General features: G+C 39.1%; 11 protein-coding genes and 1 pseudogene. 8 read left to right on the plus strand and 4 right to left on the minus strand.

Annotated elements, in window-relative coordinates; all coding sequences use genetic code 11:
* The first annotated feature begins 71 nt into the window (after window positions 1–71).
* The gene (locus NDN11_RS02935; RefSeq protein WP_251110724.1) at window positions 72–1,178 is read left to right on the plus strand and encodes a DUF695 domain-containing protein; all 1,107 of its coding nucleotides are present in this window, start codon (window positions 72–74) and stop codon (window positions 1,176–1,178) included.
* A gap of 185 nt (window positions 1,179–1,363) precedes the next feature.
* Here the strand turns inward: NDN11_RS02935 and NDN11_RS02940 are convergent, their stop codons facing one another.
* On the minus strand, window positions 1,364–1,843 hold the full coding sequence (locus tag NDN11_RS02940; protein ID WP_167251229.1) for a CHAP domain-containing protein: 480 nt from the start codon (window positions 1,841–1,843) through the stop codon (window positions 1,364–1,366).
* Between the two features lie 666 nt (window positions 1,844–2,509).
* Between NDN11_RS02940 and NDN11_RS02945 the strand changes: the two genes are divergently transcribed.
* Complete coding sequence (locus NDN11_RS02945) at window positions 2,510–2,989, plus strand: copper resistance protein NlpE N-terminal domain-containing protein (RefSeq protein WP_251110725.1); 480 nt, start codon at window positions 2,510–2,512, stop codon at window positions 2,987–2,989.
* 268 nt (window positions 2,990–3,257) lie between these two features.
* On the opposite strand, the gene dusA is transcribed toward NDN11_RS02945, so the two are convergent.
* Entirely contained in the window at window positions 3,258–4,262 is a 1,005-nt protein-coding gene (gene dusA / locus NDN11_RS02950) for a tRNA dihydrouridine(20/20a) synthase DusA (RefSeq protein WP_251110726.1), read from the minus strand.
* Window positions 4,263–4,745: 483 nt separating this feature from the next.
* On the opposite strand from dusA, the gene NDN11_RS02955 reads away from it, so the two are divergent.
* From NDN11_RS02955 to NDN11_RS02965, 3 genes are all read left to right on the plus strand, one after another.
* On the plus strand, window positions 4,746–5,381 hold the full coding sequence (locus NDN11_RS02955; protein WP_251110727.1) for a response regulator: 636 nt from the start codon (window positions 4,746–4,748) through the stop codon (window positions 5,379–5,381).
* Window positions 5,382–5,389: 8 nt separating this feature from the next.
* Window positions 5,390–9,007: a transporter substrate-binding domain-containing protein gene (locus NDN11_RS02960; RefSeq protein ID WP_251110728.1), complete on the plus strand. Its 3,618-nt coding sequence runs from the start codon at window positions 5,390–5,392 to the stop codon at window positions 9,005–9,007.
* Between the two features lie 423 nt (window positions 9,008–9,430).
* Window positions 9,431–9,715: a hypothetical protein gene (locus NDN11_RS02965; RefSeq protein WP_251110729.1), complete on the plus strand. Its 285-nt coding sequence runs from the start codon at window positions 9,431–9,433 to the stop codon at window positions 9,713–9,715.
* A 199-nt stretch (window positions 9,716–9,914) separates the two neighbouring features.
* Here NDN11_RS02965 and NDN11_RS02970 read toward each other — a convergent pair whose 3' ends face one another.
* Both NDN11_RS02970 and NDN11_RS02975 read right to left on the minus strand, forming a co-directional pair.
* Complete coding sequence (locus tag NDN11_RS02970) at window positions 9,915–11,108, minus strand: MFS transporter (RefSeq protein ID WP_251110730.1); 1,194 nt, start codon at window positions 11,106–11,108, stop codon at window positions 9,915–9,917.
* A 19-nt stretch (window positions 11,109–11,127) separates the two neighbouring features.
* Window positions 11,128–11,548: pseudogene (locus NDN11_RS02975) on the minus strand (RidA family protein).
* 867 nt (window positions 11,549–12,415) lie between these two features.
* Between NDN11_RS02975 and NDN11_RS02980 the strand changes: the two are divergent.
* Genes NDN11_RS02980 through NDN11_RS02990 form a run of 3 tightly spaced genes read left to right on the plus strand, consistent with a single transcriptional unit; the run spans window position 12,416 to window position 15,336 of the window.
* Entirely contained in the window at window positions 12,416–13,543 is a 1,128-nt protein-coding gene (locus NDN11_RS02980; protein ID WP_251110731.1) for a Re/Si-specific NAD(P)(+) transhydrogenase subunit alpha, read from the plus strand.
* A gap of 11 nt (window positions 13,544–13,554) precedes the next feature.
* Window positions 13,555–13,878, plus strand: a complete 324-nt coding sequence (locus tag NDN11_RS02985) for a proton-translocating transhydrogenase family protein (RefSeq protein WP_004655717.1) — start codon at window positions 13,555–13,557, stop codon at window positions 13,876–13,878.
* Window positions 13,879–13,881: 3 nt separating this feature from the next.
* Window positions 13,882–15,336 carry an NAD(P)(+) transhydrogenase (Re/Si-specific) subunit beta gene (locus NDN11_RS02990; protein WP_004655715.1) on the plus strand — a complete coding sequence of 485 codons (1,455 nt, stop codon included), beginning with the start codon at window positions 13,882–13,884 and terminating at the stop codon, window positions 15,334–15,336.
* Window positions 15,337–15,476: the final 140 nt, after the last annotated feature.

The following is a 15,476-nucleotide window of genomic DNA, read 5'->3' on the forward strand; positions in this document are numbered from 1 at the left end:
CAGGTATTTAACAACCACGACAATTGAGCTAAATTGATTCGTTATAGATAAAAAAGTAGAGAATAATCAATATGAGTTTCAAAAAAAATTTAGGCAATACCGAGTATCTTATGCAAAATAATAAAAATAGTTATGCCGAGTTTTGGCAATGGTTTCAGGAGCATCAACATGAGTTTTATCAAATATTAAATGCAAGGAATCAAGATAAAATTCAAGAAGATTTCTTTGATAAATTATGGGCTGAATTGGTGAACGTTCATGATGGAATTTTTTTCCTAGCAGGAATGGCAGATGAACACACCGCTGAACTTATATTGACACCTGATGGGGTGATTCAAAATATTATCTTTGTAGAAGAGCTTATTGCCACAGCACCTAAAATTTCAGGATGGAAATTTACAGCCCTTAAACCCGCTAGTGAAATCCATCAGACCTGTATTGGCATGCATGACCATGAATTTAGTCAAGAAACCTTATCTTTTTACCTAAAAGATCATCCTGAATATCCAGATGAAATTGATCTATTTGTGGTTCATGATGAATATAATGAGTCACAAAAAAGTGAATTTTTACAAGGCGTTTATATTTTCTTAGACAATTATTTGGGGGAATATGATTCGGTAACCAAACTCGATCAAGTTTCAGTGCAATCTAAACAAGATGCTGAAAAAGAGTTAATGCCCATTGCAAATTTAAAGAAAATTTTAACCTTAAAAAACAGTGAAATTTCTCGTCTTGATAAAGTGATTCGTTCAAATACTGATGAGGATGAATATATTAGTTTAGAAGGAGAGACGAATGACGGTTTACCTCTTATTGCCATTTTAAATAGCACATTATTAGAATGGGATAAAAAAGCATCACATCCTTGGATGATGATTATTGAGATACGTTATGGTGGGGAGAACTTTAATGGTATGCCACCATCGAATCAATATGAACTGCTTGAAAGTGTTGAACAGGCATTAGTTGCTGAATTAAAAGATGTTGATGGATATTTAAATATCGGTCGTGAAACTGGTAATCATTTAAGAACGATATATCTCGCTTGTAAGGATTTTAGAAAGCCATCCAAGGTAATTGACCAAATTATTCAAAATCATAAAGATAACTTCGAAATTGAGGTTAGTTTTTTCAAAGACAAATATTGGCGGTGTCTGAGTAAATTTGGAAGATAAAAAGCAAGATTGATAGAATGCTGGGTAACTAGACTAATGCGATTTGACTGCTACGACCCAATTTATGCAAAAGTATTTTTTATGATGAATAGCAAGCTTGTTTCATCGTGAAGAGGGGGCAGCATTTGGGTATTAACTACGCTGTTGCAGAAGCAGGGTGAGTTAAGAATGGCACAACCCAGAGATTAAGCTTGCGGATACTGTGGCGCTAAACGGTAGTAACTATAAGTCACATTCGGATCTTTATAAACATCATAGCTACGTTGCTTATAGTCAGATACCCACTGTGATCCTGTAAAACCTGCAATATGTCCGTAACGATGTTTTTTGGTGCGGTGGATAATATAAATATCGCCTGGCTGGGGATTATTAAATTCAGGTGTGATTTTTTGATACCCAATCTGTTGTAAGGTGCGTCCCCAGTCTGATGCAGCAACAGGATGTTGAACGATATTTGCACCAGCAGATTGTAAAGCGATTCTGACGAATTTAGCACATTGAGATGAGCTGCGATAAGATGCTCGTTTGGTCAACTTCTGAGAGAACTTACTCACATCAATTCCCGAAGACGATGGCAGCTTTGGCATCTCTCGATAAGGAATAACCACCTGTTGCGAGGGTGGGTGAATCATACTGTGATCAACTGAAGGTACATCATAAATCATTGTGAATCTCTACCGCATTTTCAAAACAACTGAACGTGTGCCAGAATTTATTACGGCGCCCATAGTAAGCGATAAATCTTAAAAAAACTGAAATGTAACGTAATAATATAACATTTGAGCTGTTGTACAGATCACTTAGCTGAATTTCTATTTAAGAATCTTTTTCATTATCAGTAAGTTGTTGGTTGATTAGTTTAGATAAAATGATTTGTAAGATTATATTTCATTTTTGCTTAAAAAATGGACGGATTGATATGGGGAATTAGATCTGCTTTGATACGTAGTGTTTATCTAAACTTATGTTTAATATAGTGATATGTGATAAATTGATTGAAGTGCTCCGTCCTGAGAAATTTTCAAATCTTCATCAACATAGTGCAATGAATTCTGCCATATATCAAAAAATTTGTTTTGAATACTAGCGTCTTTAAAATATTTAGCTAAATATTGCGATGCTTGATCGTGAATACTTATATATGAATCCCCTTATTCTTAATAAAAAACAAAACCATTTAGTACGTCTTTTTGCATAAAATCTAAAAATATTCCTGTGGTTAACATATATTGCAGCACTTGCTCTGGCACCATTGCTGAACGTATAGTGATGCGCTGCGACGTGTTGAATCTGCAATGAATGTTAAATATTGAGTTTGAGAGAAATCGTATATGAAGAAGGCATTGCTGACTTCCTTTGTTTTTACCAGTATCTGCTTTGGATGTTCACAATCTAATGAGGCAAAAAATCAAAGCAATACACAAGCACAAAAGTCAGATGTACATTCAAATGAGCAACATTTCGTCAATAATCCTGAGTTTAAGGCATGGGTAGGGCATTATTCTGGAGTGGTGCCATGTGCGACATGCGTGACGAGCTGTGATGGTTGTTTAGGTACAGGCGTTGATCTCATAATCAAGGCGGATCAAACCTTTGTATTGGAACAAACTAATAATAATGATAATAGTCCAGCTAAAATTTATGCAGGGAAATTTAAGTTTCTGGATAATGACCAGTTAAAGATTCAGCTACAAGGTGTCCCTGCTCGGAATATGATTATGTTAGGTGATGAACTGACGGAAATCATTGATACAAAAACACAGCTGCCTTTTGATTCTTATGAAGAGTTCCAGTTAGCTAAAAAAGTTTAACTTTGGTTATGTTCATATTGAAAGGGCATCGGTCATACTGAGCCGTGACACATTTTTAAAGATCGACAAATCCTGCCCTCAAGGGACATCAATTTTGGTTGCTTCTGGAAGATGTAATTGCGAAATTACGCTTGAGCATAACCATGAGTTTAAGTGGTTAAGCTCAAGTGATTGGTGAGACTTTTAGGTTATCGCAAGCTCAGTGGTGGTGGAACATAGCGTAATTCGCTATGTTCCCATTCAGATAAGTTATGTTTAGAACATTGAGTTAGTTTTGATGCTCTTTTAAATAATCTTCAGTCCGTTGCATAGCGGTTTGAATATTTTGAATTGCATTTTCGATATCAGCAATCGTTTTGGCATTGCCACCGCTCAGTGCTTGACGCCATTTTCTTGCGCCAGGCAAGTTTTGGAATAAGCCTAGAATATGACGTGTGATAATTGAAAGTGGTGCGCCTTCAGCTACACGCTGATGAATATAAGGCATCATCTGTTGCATAAGATCAAAACGATCAGGCGCTTCCAGATTCCAAAGTTGGCCCATCTCAGCCAATAGGTACGGATTGTGATAGGCTTCACGACCAATCATCACCCCATCAACATGCTGTAAATGTTGTTGTGTTTCTTCGAAGGTTTTGATGCCGCCGTTAATCTCAATGGTGAGGTGTGGACGTTCTTGCTTTAAGCGATAGACATCGTCATAACGTAATGGCGGAACATCACGGTTTTCTTTAGGTGATAAACCTTGCAAGATGGCAATACGTGCATGCACGATAAAATGTGTACAACCCGTTGCCGCCACCGTATCGACAAAATGCAGCATTTCTTCATAAGACTGCATATCATCAATCCCAATACGATGTTTCACCGTCACAGGAATCGACACTACTTTTTGCATGCTGTGAATACATTCAGCCACCAGATTGGGTTCTGCCATTAGGCATGCACCAATCTTATTATTCTGCACACGGTCACTTGGGCAACCTACGTTTAAATTGACTTCGTTATAGCCCCAGTCTTCAGCCATTTTGGTACATGTGGCTAAATCTTGCGGATTTGAGCCGCCAAGCTGTAAAACAATCGGATGTTCTTGTTGGTTGAAGTCGAGATGGCGATTGGCACCGCCATAAATAATCGCCCCCGTGGTCACCATTTCGGTATACAGCACCACATTAGGATTAAAAAGACGTGCAAAGAAACGATAGTCTTTTGTTGTCCAATCCATCATTGGCGCGACGGAAATACGTGGCTTTAATGATTCAAGTGGTTGCATAAACAGATCTCGGATGTGGACAAGCAAAGAAAGGACAGCATTATACGAGTTTTGTGATCAATTCACCAATTATGCTCGGTATGGTTTAAATCTTAAAGAGCTTGGCTCTTTTGGCTAAGTTTCAATATCTCAGTGCTTATGCATCTAACTGTAGCTGCTATATTTTTATAATCTAATCATGACTCAACGTTTATATATCCCACAATAATACTATTCCTGTATGTCATATCTCAAAAAATTAAACCTGAAAACTATAAAAATATTTGATTTATATTCATTTTAAATCCTATTTTTTATCCGAGAATAGCTGCCTGAAGATGAAGCAAAGAGTGCTGGTGTATGGCTTTTAGCTAATTCCGATGTAGTAAAAGAAATACAATTATGAACTGGACGATGTAGTAAAATTAGCATCGTAATTCATTGGTTTTTTTACATAAATTTATACTTTGACAAGATCTATCATATAAATATTAAAGGAAAGATATGCACAACGCAGTGATTGTAGACGATCATCCCGTTGCACGGTTGGCTGTTCGAATGCTCTTAGAAAAAGAAGGCATGACCGTGGTTGCAGAAACGGGTGATGGTTTGGATGCAGTTTCTTTAATAAAACAGCTTGGGCCTGATTTAGTTGTAATTGATATTGATATGCCGTCTTTAAATGGTATTGAGGTTGTTCAGCGCTTGCGTAAAACGGGTTACCAAGGCGGTATGTTGATGCTCAGTGGCAAGGATGATGATCATTATATTAAGCGTTGTGCTAGTGTTGGTGCCGATGGATTTATTAGTAAGAAAAATCAGCTTGTTGAATTTCATGATGCGATTCGTGCGTTAAGAGGAGGTTATGGCTATTTCCCTCGCGTGCTTGCTCGTCTTCACGCTGCTGATGCAACATTGAGTAATGATGATACTGAAAAGAATAAAATTGCGGAGCTTTCACCCAAAGAATTACAAGTGCTGCTTTATTTAGCTAAAGGTGAGAAAGTGATTGATATCGGGGTGCTCATGCATATCAGTGATAAAACAGTGAGTACCTATAAGAGTCGCATGATGCAAAAGCTTGAGCTGAAAAATATGATGGAACTGTATGACTTTGCCCAACGTAATCATCTGGACTAAGGAATCATATGCCAAAACTGTGGATATTTGGTTATTTAGTCTTCTGTCTTTTCTGCAGTGCTGTACGGGCAGAGTCGCCGCAACTGATGAAAGTTTTCAGTCGGGAAGCACCGATCCAACTTGAATTTGAATTACACGATAAAGACTGGCGTTCGTTAGGGAAAAAACAAGAAATAAAAGTAGCTGTTTATGACCCTAAAAATCCACCTTTTGCTTTGTTATTAGAACCCGATATTTTTGAAGGTATTGCAGCTGATTATACCTTGTTAATCGCCCATTCTTTAGGCGTTCGCGTTAAGGTTCTACGCTATTCTGATCGAGATGCTGCAATTGATGGGTTGAATCAAGGGCAGGTCGATATGCTGGTTGACTATGCCAACGATATTACTGACGAAGCACATTTTAAAGCAAGTATTCCTTTTACTCCTGATGCAATTGCATTGGTTAGCCGAGAAGAAGTTCTAACACGGAATTTAAAAAAACCTCAGAAGATACGGATCGCTTTGCTGAATGATTCTTTATCTGATGAATGGGTTGCAAAATATTATCCTCAAGCAAAGACAGTGCGTTATGCCTCACCTGCAACAGCATTATCATCTGTCGCTTTCGGAAATAACGATTATTTTATAGGTAGCTTTGCTACCGTTAGTTATTTAGTCGAACGAAATTACGATAATTTGTTATCGATCGCTGAAATCCTGTCAACCGAAGAAACTGGACCGCATTTTTTATTTAGAACAGATGAGAATGTGTTACAGCACACAGTAAATACTGTTTTGGCGGCGATTCCTCCTGCACAGCGAAAAGCGATTTCACATCACTGGAGTTCAGGGTCTGATTTATGGGAATTCCAGTCACGCTTGGCACTCACCGAGCGGGAACAGCGCTGGTTAGACCAAAATCGTGAAGTACGCGTTGTTATTAATCCGCTCTATGCACCATTTACCATGCTTGATGCAAACGGACAATTTTATGGGATTAGTGCGGATGTCCTACGTTTGATTCATTTACGCACAGGCTTGCATTTTAAGGCTGTTGAGGCAGATAACGTTGCTGAGATGTTTCAGAAGGTTAGCCAAAATGAAGGGGATATCATTGCTGCAATGAGTTACAGTGACGAACGAGATAAACAACTTATCTTTACTCGCCCTTACATTCAACCTCCTTTTGTCTTGATCGTCAAAAATAGCACTACAGCACCGAAAGGATTATCGGATGTTAAAAGCTTGGCAATTACGCCAGGTAACTCCTTGTGGGAATGGATAAAAATACAATATCCGCATATTAAATTGGTAAAAGCTGAAAATGCCAGTTTGGCAATGCAGTGGGTTAAAGAGAAAAAAGTAGATGGTGCTGTACATAATCTGATTGGCGCCAATTATATGATTGATAGTTATTTCCGTAATGAACTTAAGATTGCCTCTCGAATCGGAGATAACCTTTCACATATATCCTTTGCTGTACAACGGGATGAACCTGAACTTTATAGTATTCTAAACAAGGCTTTAGCAGATATCTCTCCTCGAGATATTTCAATGATTGCGTACAAGTGGCAAGGAACGCCTACGGTCAAATTAAATACATGGACAGTATATCGTTGGGAGTTTTATTGGCTGGCTGGGATTTTTGTTGCTTTGGTTCTGATTTCTTTGAGTTGGAATTACTACTTACGTCAAAAAATGAGTAAACGTAAAAAAGCACAAATAAAGTTAAAGGAACAGGTCAAATTTAGAGAAACATTATTTAATAGTATGTTGGTACCCGTCTACGTGGTTGATCGAGAAGGAAATATTCTAAGCCGCAATCAGGCTTGGGAGGATTTTTTTAAGTTAGACATAAAGTCTTTAGATAAATTGGCACTTAATTCATCGTCACACCCACTCGCAATCGTATATTCGACGTTAAAAGAGATGCTTAATGATTCATATGGCTCACCGCTATTAAGACATCGTTATAATATTAAAAATGGTGATGAGATGTGTGTAATCATCCATCAGGCAGTTCCGTATAAGGGGTTAAATGGAGAAATTGTTGGATTTATTTGTAGTTGGCAGGATATTACCGAGCACGAGGCATTGTTACTCGAACTGTCATCTGCACGAGAAAGGGCAGAACAGGCAAATCGAACTAAAAGTACATTTCTAGCGACAATGAGTCATGAGATACGAACGCCAATTAGTGCCATTATTGGTCTACTTGAACTTACGGTGACCAATAAAACGTTTACTAAAAATGATATGGAAGCGGTACAGGTTGCCTATGAGTCAGCTAAATCGCTCATGGATTTAATCGGTGAAATTCTAGATATGGCTAAAATTGAGTCTGGAGAGCTTGAATTAGCCCCCAAATGGACTGATTTTGATGAGTTAGTGCGACCTATTGTCAGAGTGTTTGAAGGATTGGCGCGGCAAAAGAATCTGACTTTATATAGTCATATTGATGCTCGGCATCCAGATGAAATATTTATTGATCCGATGCGTGTGCATCAGGTGCTGTCTAATTTAATTAGCAATGCAATCAAATTTACTGAGCAAGGTTCCATTGAAATTGGGATGAAATGTTTACGTAAGAAAGATCAGCATATGATTCTGGAGTTGGTTGTTTCTGATACTGGTGTTGGGATTGCAGAAGAAGATCAAGGGCAAATATTTACACCGTATAAGCAATCTGATGCTGGAAAAATGCAAGTTGGTACTGGATTGGGCCTAGCGATATGTATGCAATTGGTCAAAATGATGGGTGGCGTAATCACTCTACGCAGTGAGCAAGGAAAAGGAACGCATATTACGGTACATTTGCCTGTTGAGCATCGGCAATTTCAGCCTGCATCGACTGAGAGTATTACGACGATCATAGATCGTATGCAACCATTGAAAATTCTTGCTGTGGATGATCATCCTGCGAATCGATTATTACTCAAGTCACAACTCACACGCTTAGGGCATTTTGTTGTAGAGGCTGAGAATGGAGAGCAAGCCTTACAATTATGGCGTAAAAATGATTTGGATTTGGTGATTACTGATTGCAATATGCCCGTTATGGATGGAATCACTTTGACACGTTTGTTGCGTCAGGAAACAGCCAGACCAGTGACAATTTTTGGACTCACCGCAAATGCTCAAGCTGAAGAGCGGGCGCGTTATTTGGCCGCGGGTATGGATGATTGTCTGTTTAAACCATTGCAGTTAGCACAGTTAGAAGCACTTTTAAATAAAGTGGTTCGCCGTGTCATTCAAAATAAACCCACACAGAAGCAATTAGGGAGTTTGGTTGACTTAAGTGCTCTGCGTCATTTAGTGAATGATAATACGGAGTTGTTACAGCAGCTGTTACTGACGACACGAAATGAAAATGTTAAAGATATACAACAGGTCCGTTTATGCATCGAAAAGCAGGATAATGCGGGATTAGCTCGATGTTTTCATCGTATTGCTGGTGCGGCACAGATTCTAGGTGCATCTGATGTAGAAAGACATTGTCGCGAACTAGAAAGTTATGCTGAAAATGTTGCATATTCTGAATCGCTTAGACAAAAATCCGAGCAAGTATTAGAGCTTGTTACGCAGCTCAATGATGCAATAGATGATTTTCTGATTAATGAAAAACCTGATGAAGGACTGATTTAAAGATGGATTCAGTTGTATAACTGAATCTATGCATCAGATACATCGATAAGAGTCAATTGAGTGACTGTATTCAATGATATTTAAAGGGATATAACTGTCATATTTTTCTAGATATTTTTGGTTTTTTTATAAGATGCTGTTTTATATTGATAAAAATAAATATTTGTATGTATGGTGGTATGCTGAAAATTAAAAAATTACTCTAATAGCTTCTACATATCCCAGTTTGTAGTCGAAGCCCTACAGTGAAATCATTATTGCACTACGTGATTTACATCATCGGATGATATATCTCCTCATTTAACCTATTCATAATTTTACTCTTAGTAATGGGGTAGGCATAATCTAACAACCTAATCTATTGCTTCGGGTCGCACATTAGTGCCGTTCAGAAATTCATAGCTAAAATTTCGAGATGCAATAATGGAAAAGTGGGTCTGTAAAGAATGTGGTTTATATCAAAGAGCTAATCATAAAAAGATTAAGGCTGGACAGCGAGTTTATTTTTATAAAAATAAAAATCATATCAATCGATTTTTTGAACAAGTCGAGAGTAATGTAATTAGAGGTGTCGTTTTAAATAAGCGTGGCAATCTTATTACTGTATTAGCAAGTGGAAAGGTATCAAAAGTGCTGAATATTGATGTCTATCCAGAATGCGCTCCAATGCATTTTATTTATAATATGTTTGGTACTTGCGAATGCTAATTTATCTTTTAAATAGAAATATTCCCAATTTATCTTTGCTATTTATTATAACTTACGCGTCATAGCCATAGATTGGCTCCATGAGGTTGCAGAAGAGCTTTCTGATTTTAATTCACACATGATAATAATTTGAATCTTGATATCTATTTACAACGGCGCTCATCTCTAAAGCTGAGTTTTTAGAGATGAGGATTAGTATTCATGAACTTAGGATGCTATTTCTCTTCGTCAAAAGGTAATCAAACAAGCTAAACAACATACAGGCAAAGACTAGACTGATTCCAGCCAAACAAGTCATGCTCCAGCCGCCGTGATTCCAAGCAAAAATACCAAGTGCTGAACCACATGCTCCACCAGTAAAATAGGTAGTCATATAAATCGCATTGATACGAGACTTCGCATCAGGACGTAAACGGAAAATCACACTTTGGTTACTGGTATGGACTAAGGCGAGAGCCAATTGGATGAGTGCAAAGCCGAGAATATAACTTAACAAGAGGCTTTGTCCGAAATAGAAACAAATCCAACTCACGATAAATAAGCCACAGCCGATCCAAGTCAATTGGCTGGTATAACCTTGGTCAGCATATTTACCGACATACTGCGTAGAGAGCGCGCCAAAGATCCCAACCAAAGGTACCATACCAATTAAAAGATCTTGAAGATGATGTGCTGAAGTTAGCAGTAGGGCAATCGTAGAATATAAAATACTGACTGCCGCAAAAGCAAAGCCGCCCGCAAGTGCACGTAAAACTAAACGTTTTTCTTGCTTTAACAGTTGTGCCATTGAAGCGAAGACTTGGCCATAATTCATTTTCATGCGCATGGCATAAGGTAAACGGCTTTTTAAGGCATAAGCCAAAATCAACATTAATATGCCGCTGACCACATAAATCACTTTCCAGTGAAATAAATTCGAAAATAAGCCTGCCAGACTGGTTGAAAGTAAAATACCTACCAGCAATCCACTCATTAAAAAGCCAATTACTTCACCTGTTTTTTCTGGTTTTACGGTCATGGTTGCGAGGGGAATCAACACTTGTGCAGCAACTGAGAATAGTCCAGCCATGACCGTACCGAGCCAAAGCATAGGTAAGTTGATAGAGAAGGCACTAATAAATAGGCCAACAGCACATAACACCATCAATAAGGGAATGAATTTAGTCTTATTGACTACATCGCCCATTGGCACAATAAACAGCAAACCCAATGCATAAGAGACTTGGGCAAAAGTTACAGTTAGTGCAGCTTGACCTTCAGTCACGGCAAAGTACTGTTGAATGGAGTGAATGAGCGGTTGACTATAATAGTTGGCACCCGCACACAAACCACATGCTGCAGCCATAAACCAGAGTAAGGTTTTATTTTGACTAATATCTTTAGGGGCAGACATAATTTTCTCTATTGCTGGTTTAAGCGGTATAGGCCGTTGCTTCAACTTCGATTAGCATGCCTTCCAATGCCAAACGTGGGACAGGAATGAGCGTACATGCTGGGAAAGCATGGTTTTTCCATAAATCTTGCATGATTTGGATCAAAGCCTGATGCTTTTCAGCATCATGCTCCACAATTAGAATGCGTAAAACAGCGATATCCACAATTTGAGCATGGACTGAAGCTAGAGCGTGTTCAATATTATAGAAGACTTGTTGTACCTGTTGGTCAAAATATTCTGAAAGCTCACCATTTTTATTTTCCCCACCTTGGCCTGCGATATGAATGGTACGCATATTGGGGGGGGACAACCGCAATATGACTATAACCATTACCACGTGGATTATACAGTTCATTCGGATTGATGATTTTAAAGATAGGAGTGTTGATCTTATTCATAGCGAAAAACATCATGCTGAATATTGAGATAATTGAGTATCAAAGCTCAAGTTAGCTTGAGGTCAAGCGGATTTTGAAGCTAAAGCAACAATCAATGACCATAAAAAGCCTATTTTTTAGAATTTTAAGTTTTATGCAGATCAAAGGTTGTTTGAACTTAGAGGGGTGGGTATTTATTGCACCAATATTGTGCAATAAAGAAGCTTTTTCTAGACAAAACTATACAAATATCACTTGAAAAAATGCCTATCTAAGTTTTTTTAACTCTTTTTGATTTTTCTGAAGCATTTGCTGAATGCAATTCAGATTAATTGATAAGGAGAAATAAGTGCTCATGCTTATAACTCACTTGAGTTCTATAAATTAACTAATAAAAAGTAGCCGAAAAGACCAATAAAAGTTCAGACAAGCCAATCCCTCCTAACAACTGCATGATTATGATGCCGATTCAACCCATCTATCATTACTAGATAAAAGAAGTGATCCAATCTGGTGAAACGAATTTAGTCTATTGGTAATGGAGATAAGGGCGATCAGTAGGTTTATTGAGTGAATACCGCTTTTATCTTTCTTATGAGAAAGGGAAATGCAAGAAAATAGATGGATTGATTACGAGAATGCTTGAGTTCTCACATTTATGGAATATGAAAAACAAGGTCTGACTGATCAAAAGGCAAACCTGCGGATCATACAAGTTAAAAATGTGAATGTGAATCATCAGTTCAAAATATAGGTATTTATTAAATAAATATTGGGTGGAAATTTAAAATACTTCCATTAGAATCCAAATTTCTACAAAGAATACTCCTGGGGGAAACATTGCTATTTGCGATGTTTACTTAAGAAAAACTAGCTTGAGGAACGCTCATGCAGATCGGAATCCCAACCGAAACTGTTGCAGGTGAAAGTCGTGTAGCGGCTACACCAGAGACAGTTAAGAAGTTGATTAACGCAGGTCATAGTATTGTCATTCAACGTGGTGCTGGTGTTAAAGCTGCATACATTGACAGTGCTTATGAACAAGTTGGCGCAACCATTACGGACGATGCTTATACAGGCAGCCAAATTATTTTGAAGGTACGTGCCCCTAAAGGCGATGAAATTCAAAAGCTTGCGGCGAATACTACTGTCATAGCAATGTTTGACCCTTACCGCAATCCAGAACTAGATCAGTTTGCTAATCAGCAAGTGTCTGCTTTTGCTCTAGAATTACTTCCACGTACGCTTTCTCGCGCACAAAACATGGACGTACTTTCTTCTCAAGCAAACTTGGCAGGTTATAAGTCTGTATTGTTAGCTGCGGCTGAATATCAACGTATGTTCCCAATGTTAATGACGGCTGCAGGTACTGTAAAACCTGCGCGTGTTGTGATTATGGGTGTTGGTGTTGCGGGTCTTCAAGCGATTGCGACTGCGAAACGTTTAGGTGCGGTCGTAGAAGCAACTGACTTACGTCCAACAGCAAAAGAACAGGTTGAATCTTTAGGCGGTAAATGGCTTGATGTGCCAATGTCCGATGAAGAAAAACAAAAAGCTGCGGATGCTGCTAAAAATGGTTATGGCTGGATGCCGGGTGAGCAATACATCAAGGACCAAGCCGCGATTGTAGATAAAGCCGTGTCAAATGCTGACATCGTGATTACCACTGCATTATTGCCAGGTCGTGATGCGCCACGTCTAATCAAAGCGGAAACTGTTGCCAAGATGAAACCGGGTTCTGTCATTTTAGATATGGCAGTTGAAACGGGTGGTAATGTTGAAGGTTCTAAAGAAGGCGAAACAGTCACAACTGAAAATGGCGTGAAAATTTTGGGTATTCCAAACATTCCAGGCACAGTTGCAACTGAAGCATCTGCATTGTATGCACGTAACGTTTTTAACTTCCTTGAGACATTATTCGACAAAGACAAGGCCTTTGTGATCAATCAAGAAGAAGAAATCCAAAAAGCGTTACTCGTGACTCATGGCGGTCAAGTACTGCTCAAGCGCGGTTAAGGAGAGTTCTCATGGTTGAAACGATTACAATTTTCGTCCTTGCCATCTTCGTTGGTTATTACGTGGTGTGGGGTGTAACACCTGCATTACATACACCATTAATGGCAGTAACCAATGCGTTGTCTTCAATTATTGTTGTTGGCGCGATGATCCAAACTGTTGGTATGCCAGCGATTGGTGTAGATGCTAATGTTGCATTCCAAAGTGTAAACGTGGTGAGTATCCTTGGTGCGATTGCTGTGTTTTTGGCAAGTATCAACATCTTCGGTGGCTTTGCTGTAACTGCTCGTATGCTTGAAATGTTCAAGCCGAAGCAAAAGAAAAAAGAGGGCTAAGCAATGGAATTCATTCGAGACTATGCGGATTGGTTCTACCTGATTGGTGCTGTCCTCTTTATCTTAACTTTACGCGGTTTGTCTGGTCCTAAGACTGCAATTGCAGGTAACCGCTACGGTATGATCGCAATGGCGATTGCTGTCGTAACCACCTTCTTTGTTGCTGAACATCCAGTGGTTTGGATGATCGGTGGTGCAATGGTACTGGGTGCTGTTGTTGGTATCGCGCGTGCGAAAACAGTGCCAATGACACAAATGCCAGAGACTGTAGCATTGATGCACTCTCTCGTTGGTTTGGCTGCAGTATTGATTGCAATTGCGGCGATTCTGCACAATAACCAACTCACTGCATTATTTGAACAAAATGAAGCCGCGTTAACAGCTGCTGGTGTTCAACATGCACATATGAGTTCAGTTCATTTATTTGAATTGTTTGTTGGTTGCTTCGTTGGTGCGATCACATTTACTGCATCTGTATTTGCTTACGGTAAATTGGCTGCGAAGAAATGGGCAAAAACAATTTCTGGTGCATGGGTTAAACCAGTTCAAGCAACGATCTTTATTGCGATGCTTGCATGTGGTTTCTACTTCTTCACCACAGGTAACATGACTGCATTTTGGGCAATGACAGCACTTGCACTTGCATTTGGCTGGGTATGGATTGCACCAGTCGGTGGTGGTGATATGCCAGTTGTGGTCTCACTTTTGAACTCATTCTCTGGTTGGGCTGCGGCAGGTATTGGTTTCACCCTTGAAAACAATATGTTGATCGTTGCTGGTTCACTTGTAGGTTCATCTGGTGCGATTCTTTCTTACATCATGTGTAAGGCGATGAACCGTTCAATCATCAACGTTTTGTTTGGTGGTGCAATGGGTGGTGCAGCAGTTGCATCGGCAGATAAGGGTGAGCAAGTTCAACGTAACCACCGTTCTGGTTCAGCAGATGACGCAGGCTTCCTGATGTCAAATGCAGACAGTGTTGTGATTGTACCGGGTTATGGTATGGCGCAAGGTCGTGCACAGAATGCGGTTAAAGAATTGTGTGAAATCTTGAAAGAGCAGGGCGTAAAAGTTCGTTTCGCAATTCACCCTGTTGCAGGTCGTATGCCTGGTCACATGAACGTATTGTTGGCTGAAGCAGATGTTGCTTATGAAGACATCTTGGAAATGGATGAGATCAACTCAGACTTCCCTGCAACAGACGTGGTACTAGTGATTGGTGCAAATGACGTTGTTAATCCTGCAGCGAAAGACGATCCGACATCACCAATCTACGGTATGCCGATTCTTGAAGCGCATAAAGCACGTACCATTATGGTGATCAAGCGCTCTATGGCGACAGGTTATGCTGGCTTAGACAATGACTTGTTCTACAATGAGAAAACTATGATGATCTTTGGTGATGCTAAGAAAGTTGTGGAAGATATGACTAAAGCAATCAATGGTGGTGGTCACTAATCTGACCTCAATCAGGATTGTAAAAGCCACCCTCGGGTGGCTTTTTTATAAAGATATTGTGCTGTCGTAACGTGGAATTTATCTAAGAATAAAGTGATGTGATTACTCTGAATTGATTTAGGTTAATAGGGGCAATAATC

It is taken from the genome of Acinetobacter sp. C26M (assembly GCF_023702675.1).
Classification (GTDB): Bacteria; Pseudomonadota; Gammaproteobacteria; order Pseudomonadales; family Moraxellaceae; genus Acinetobacter.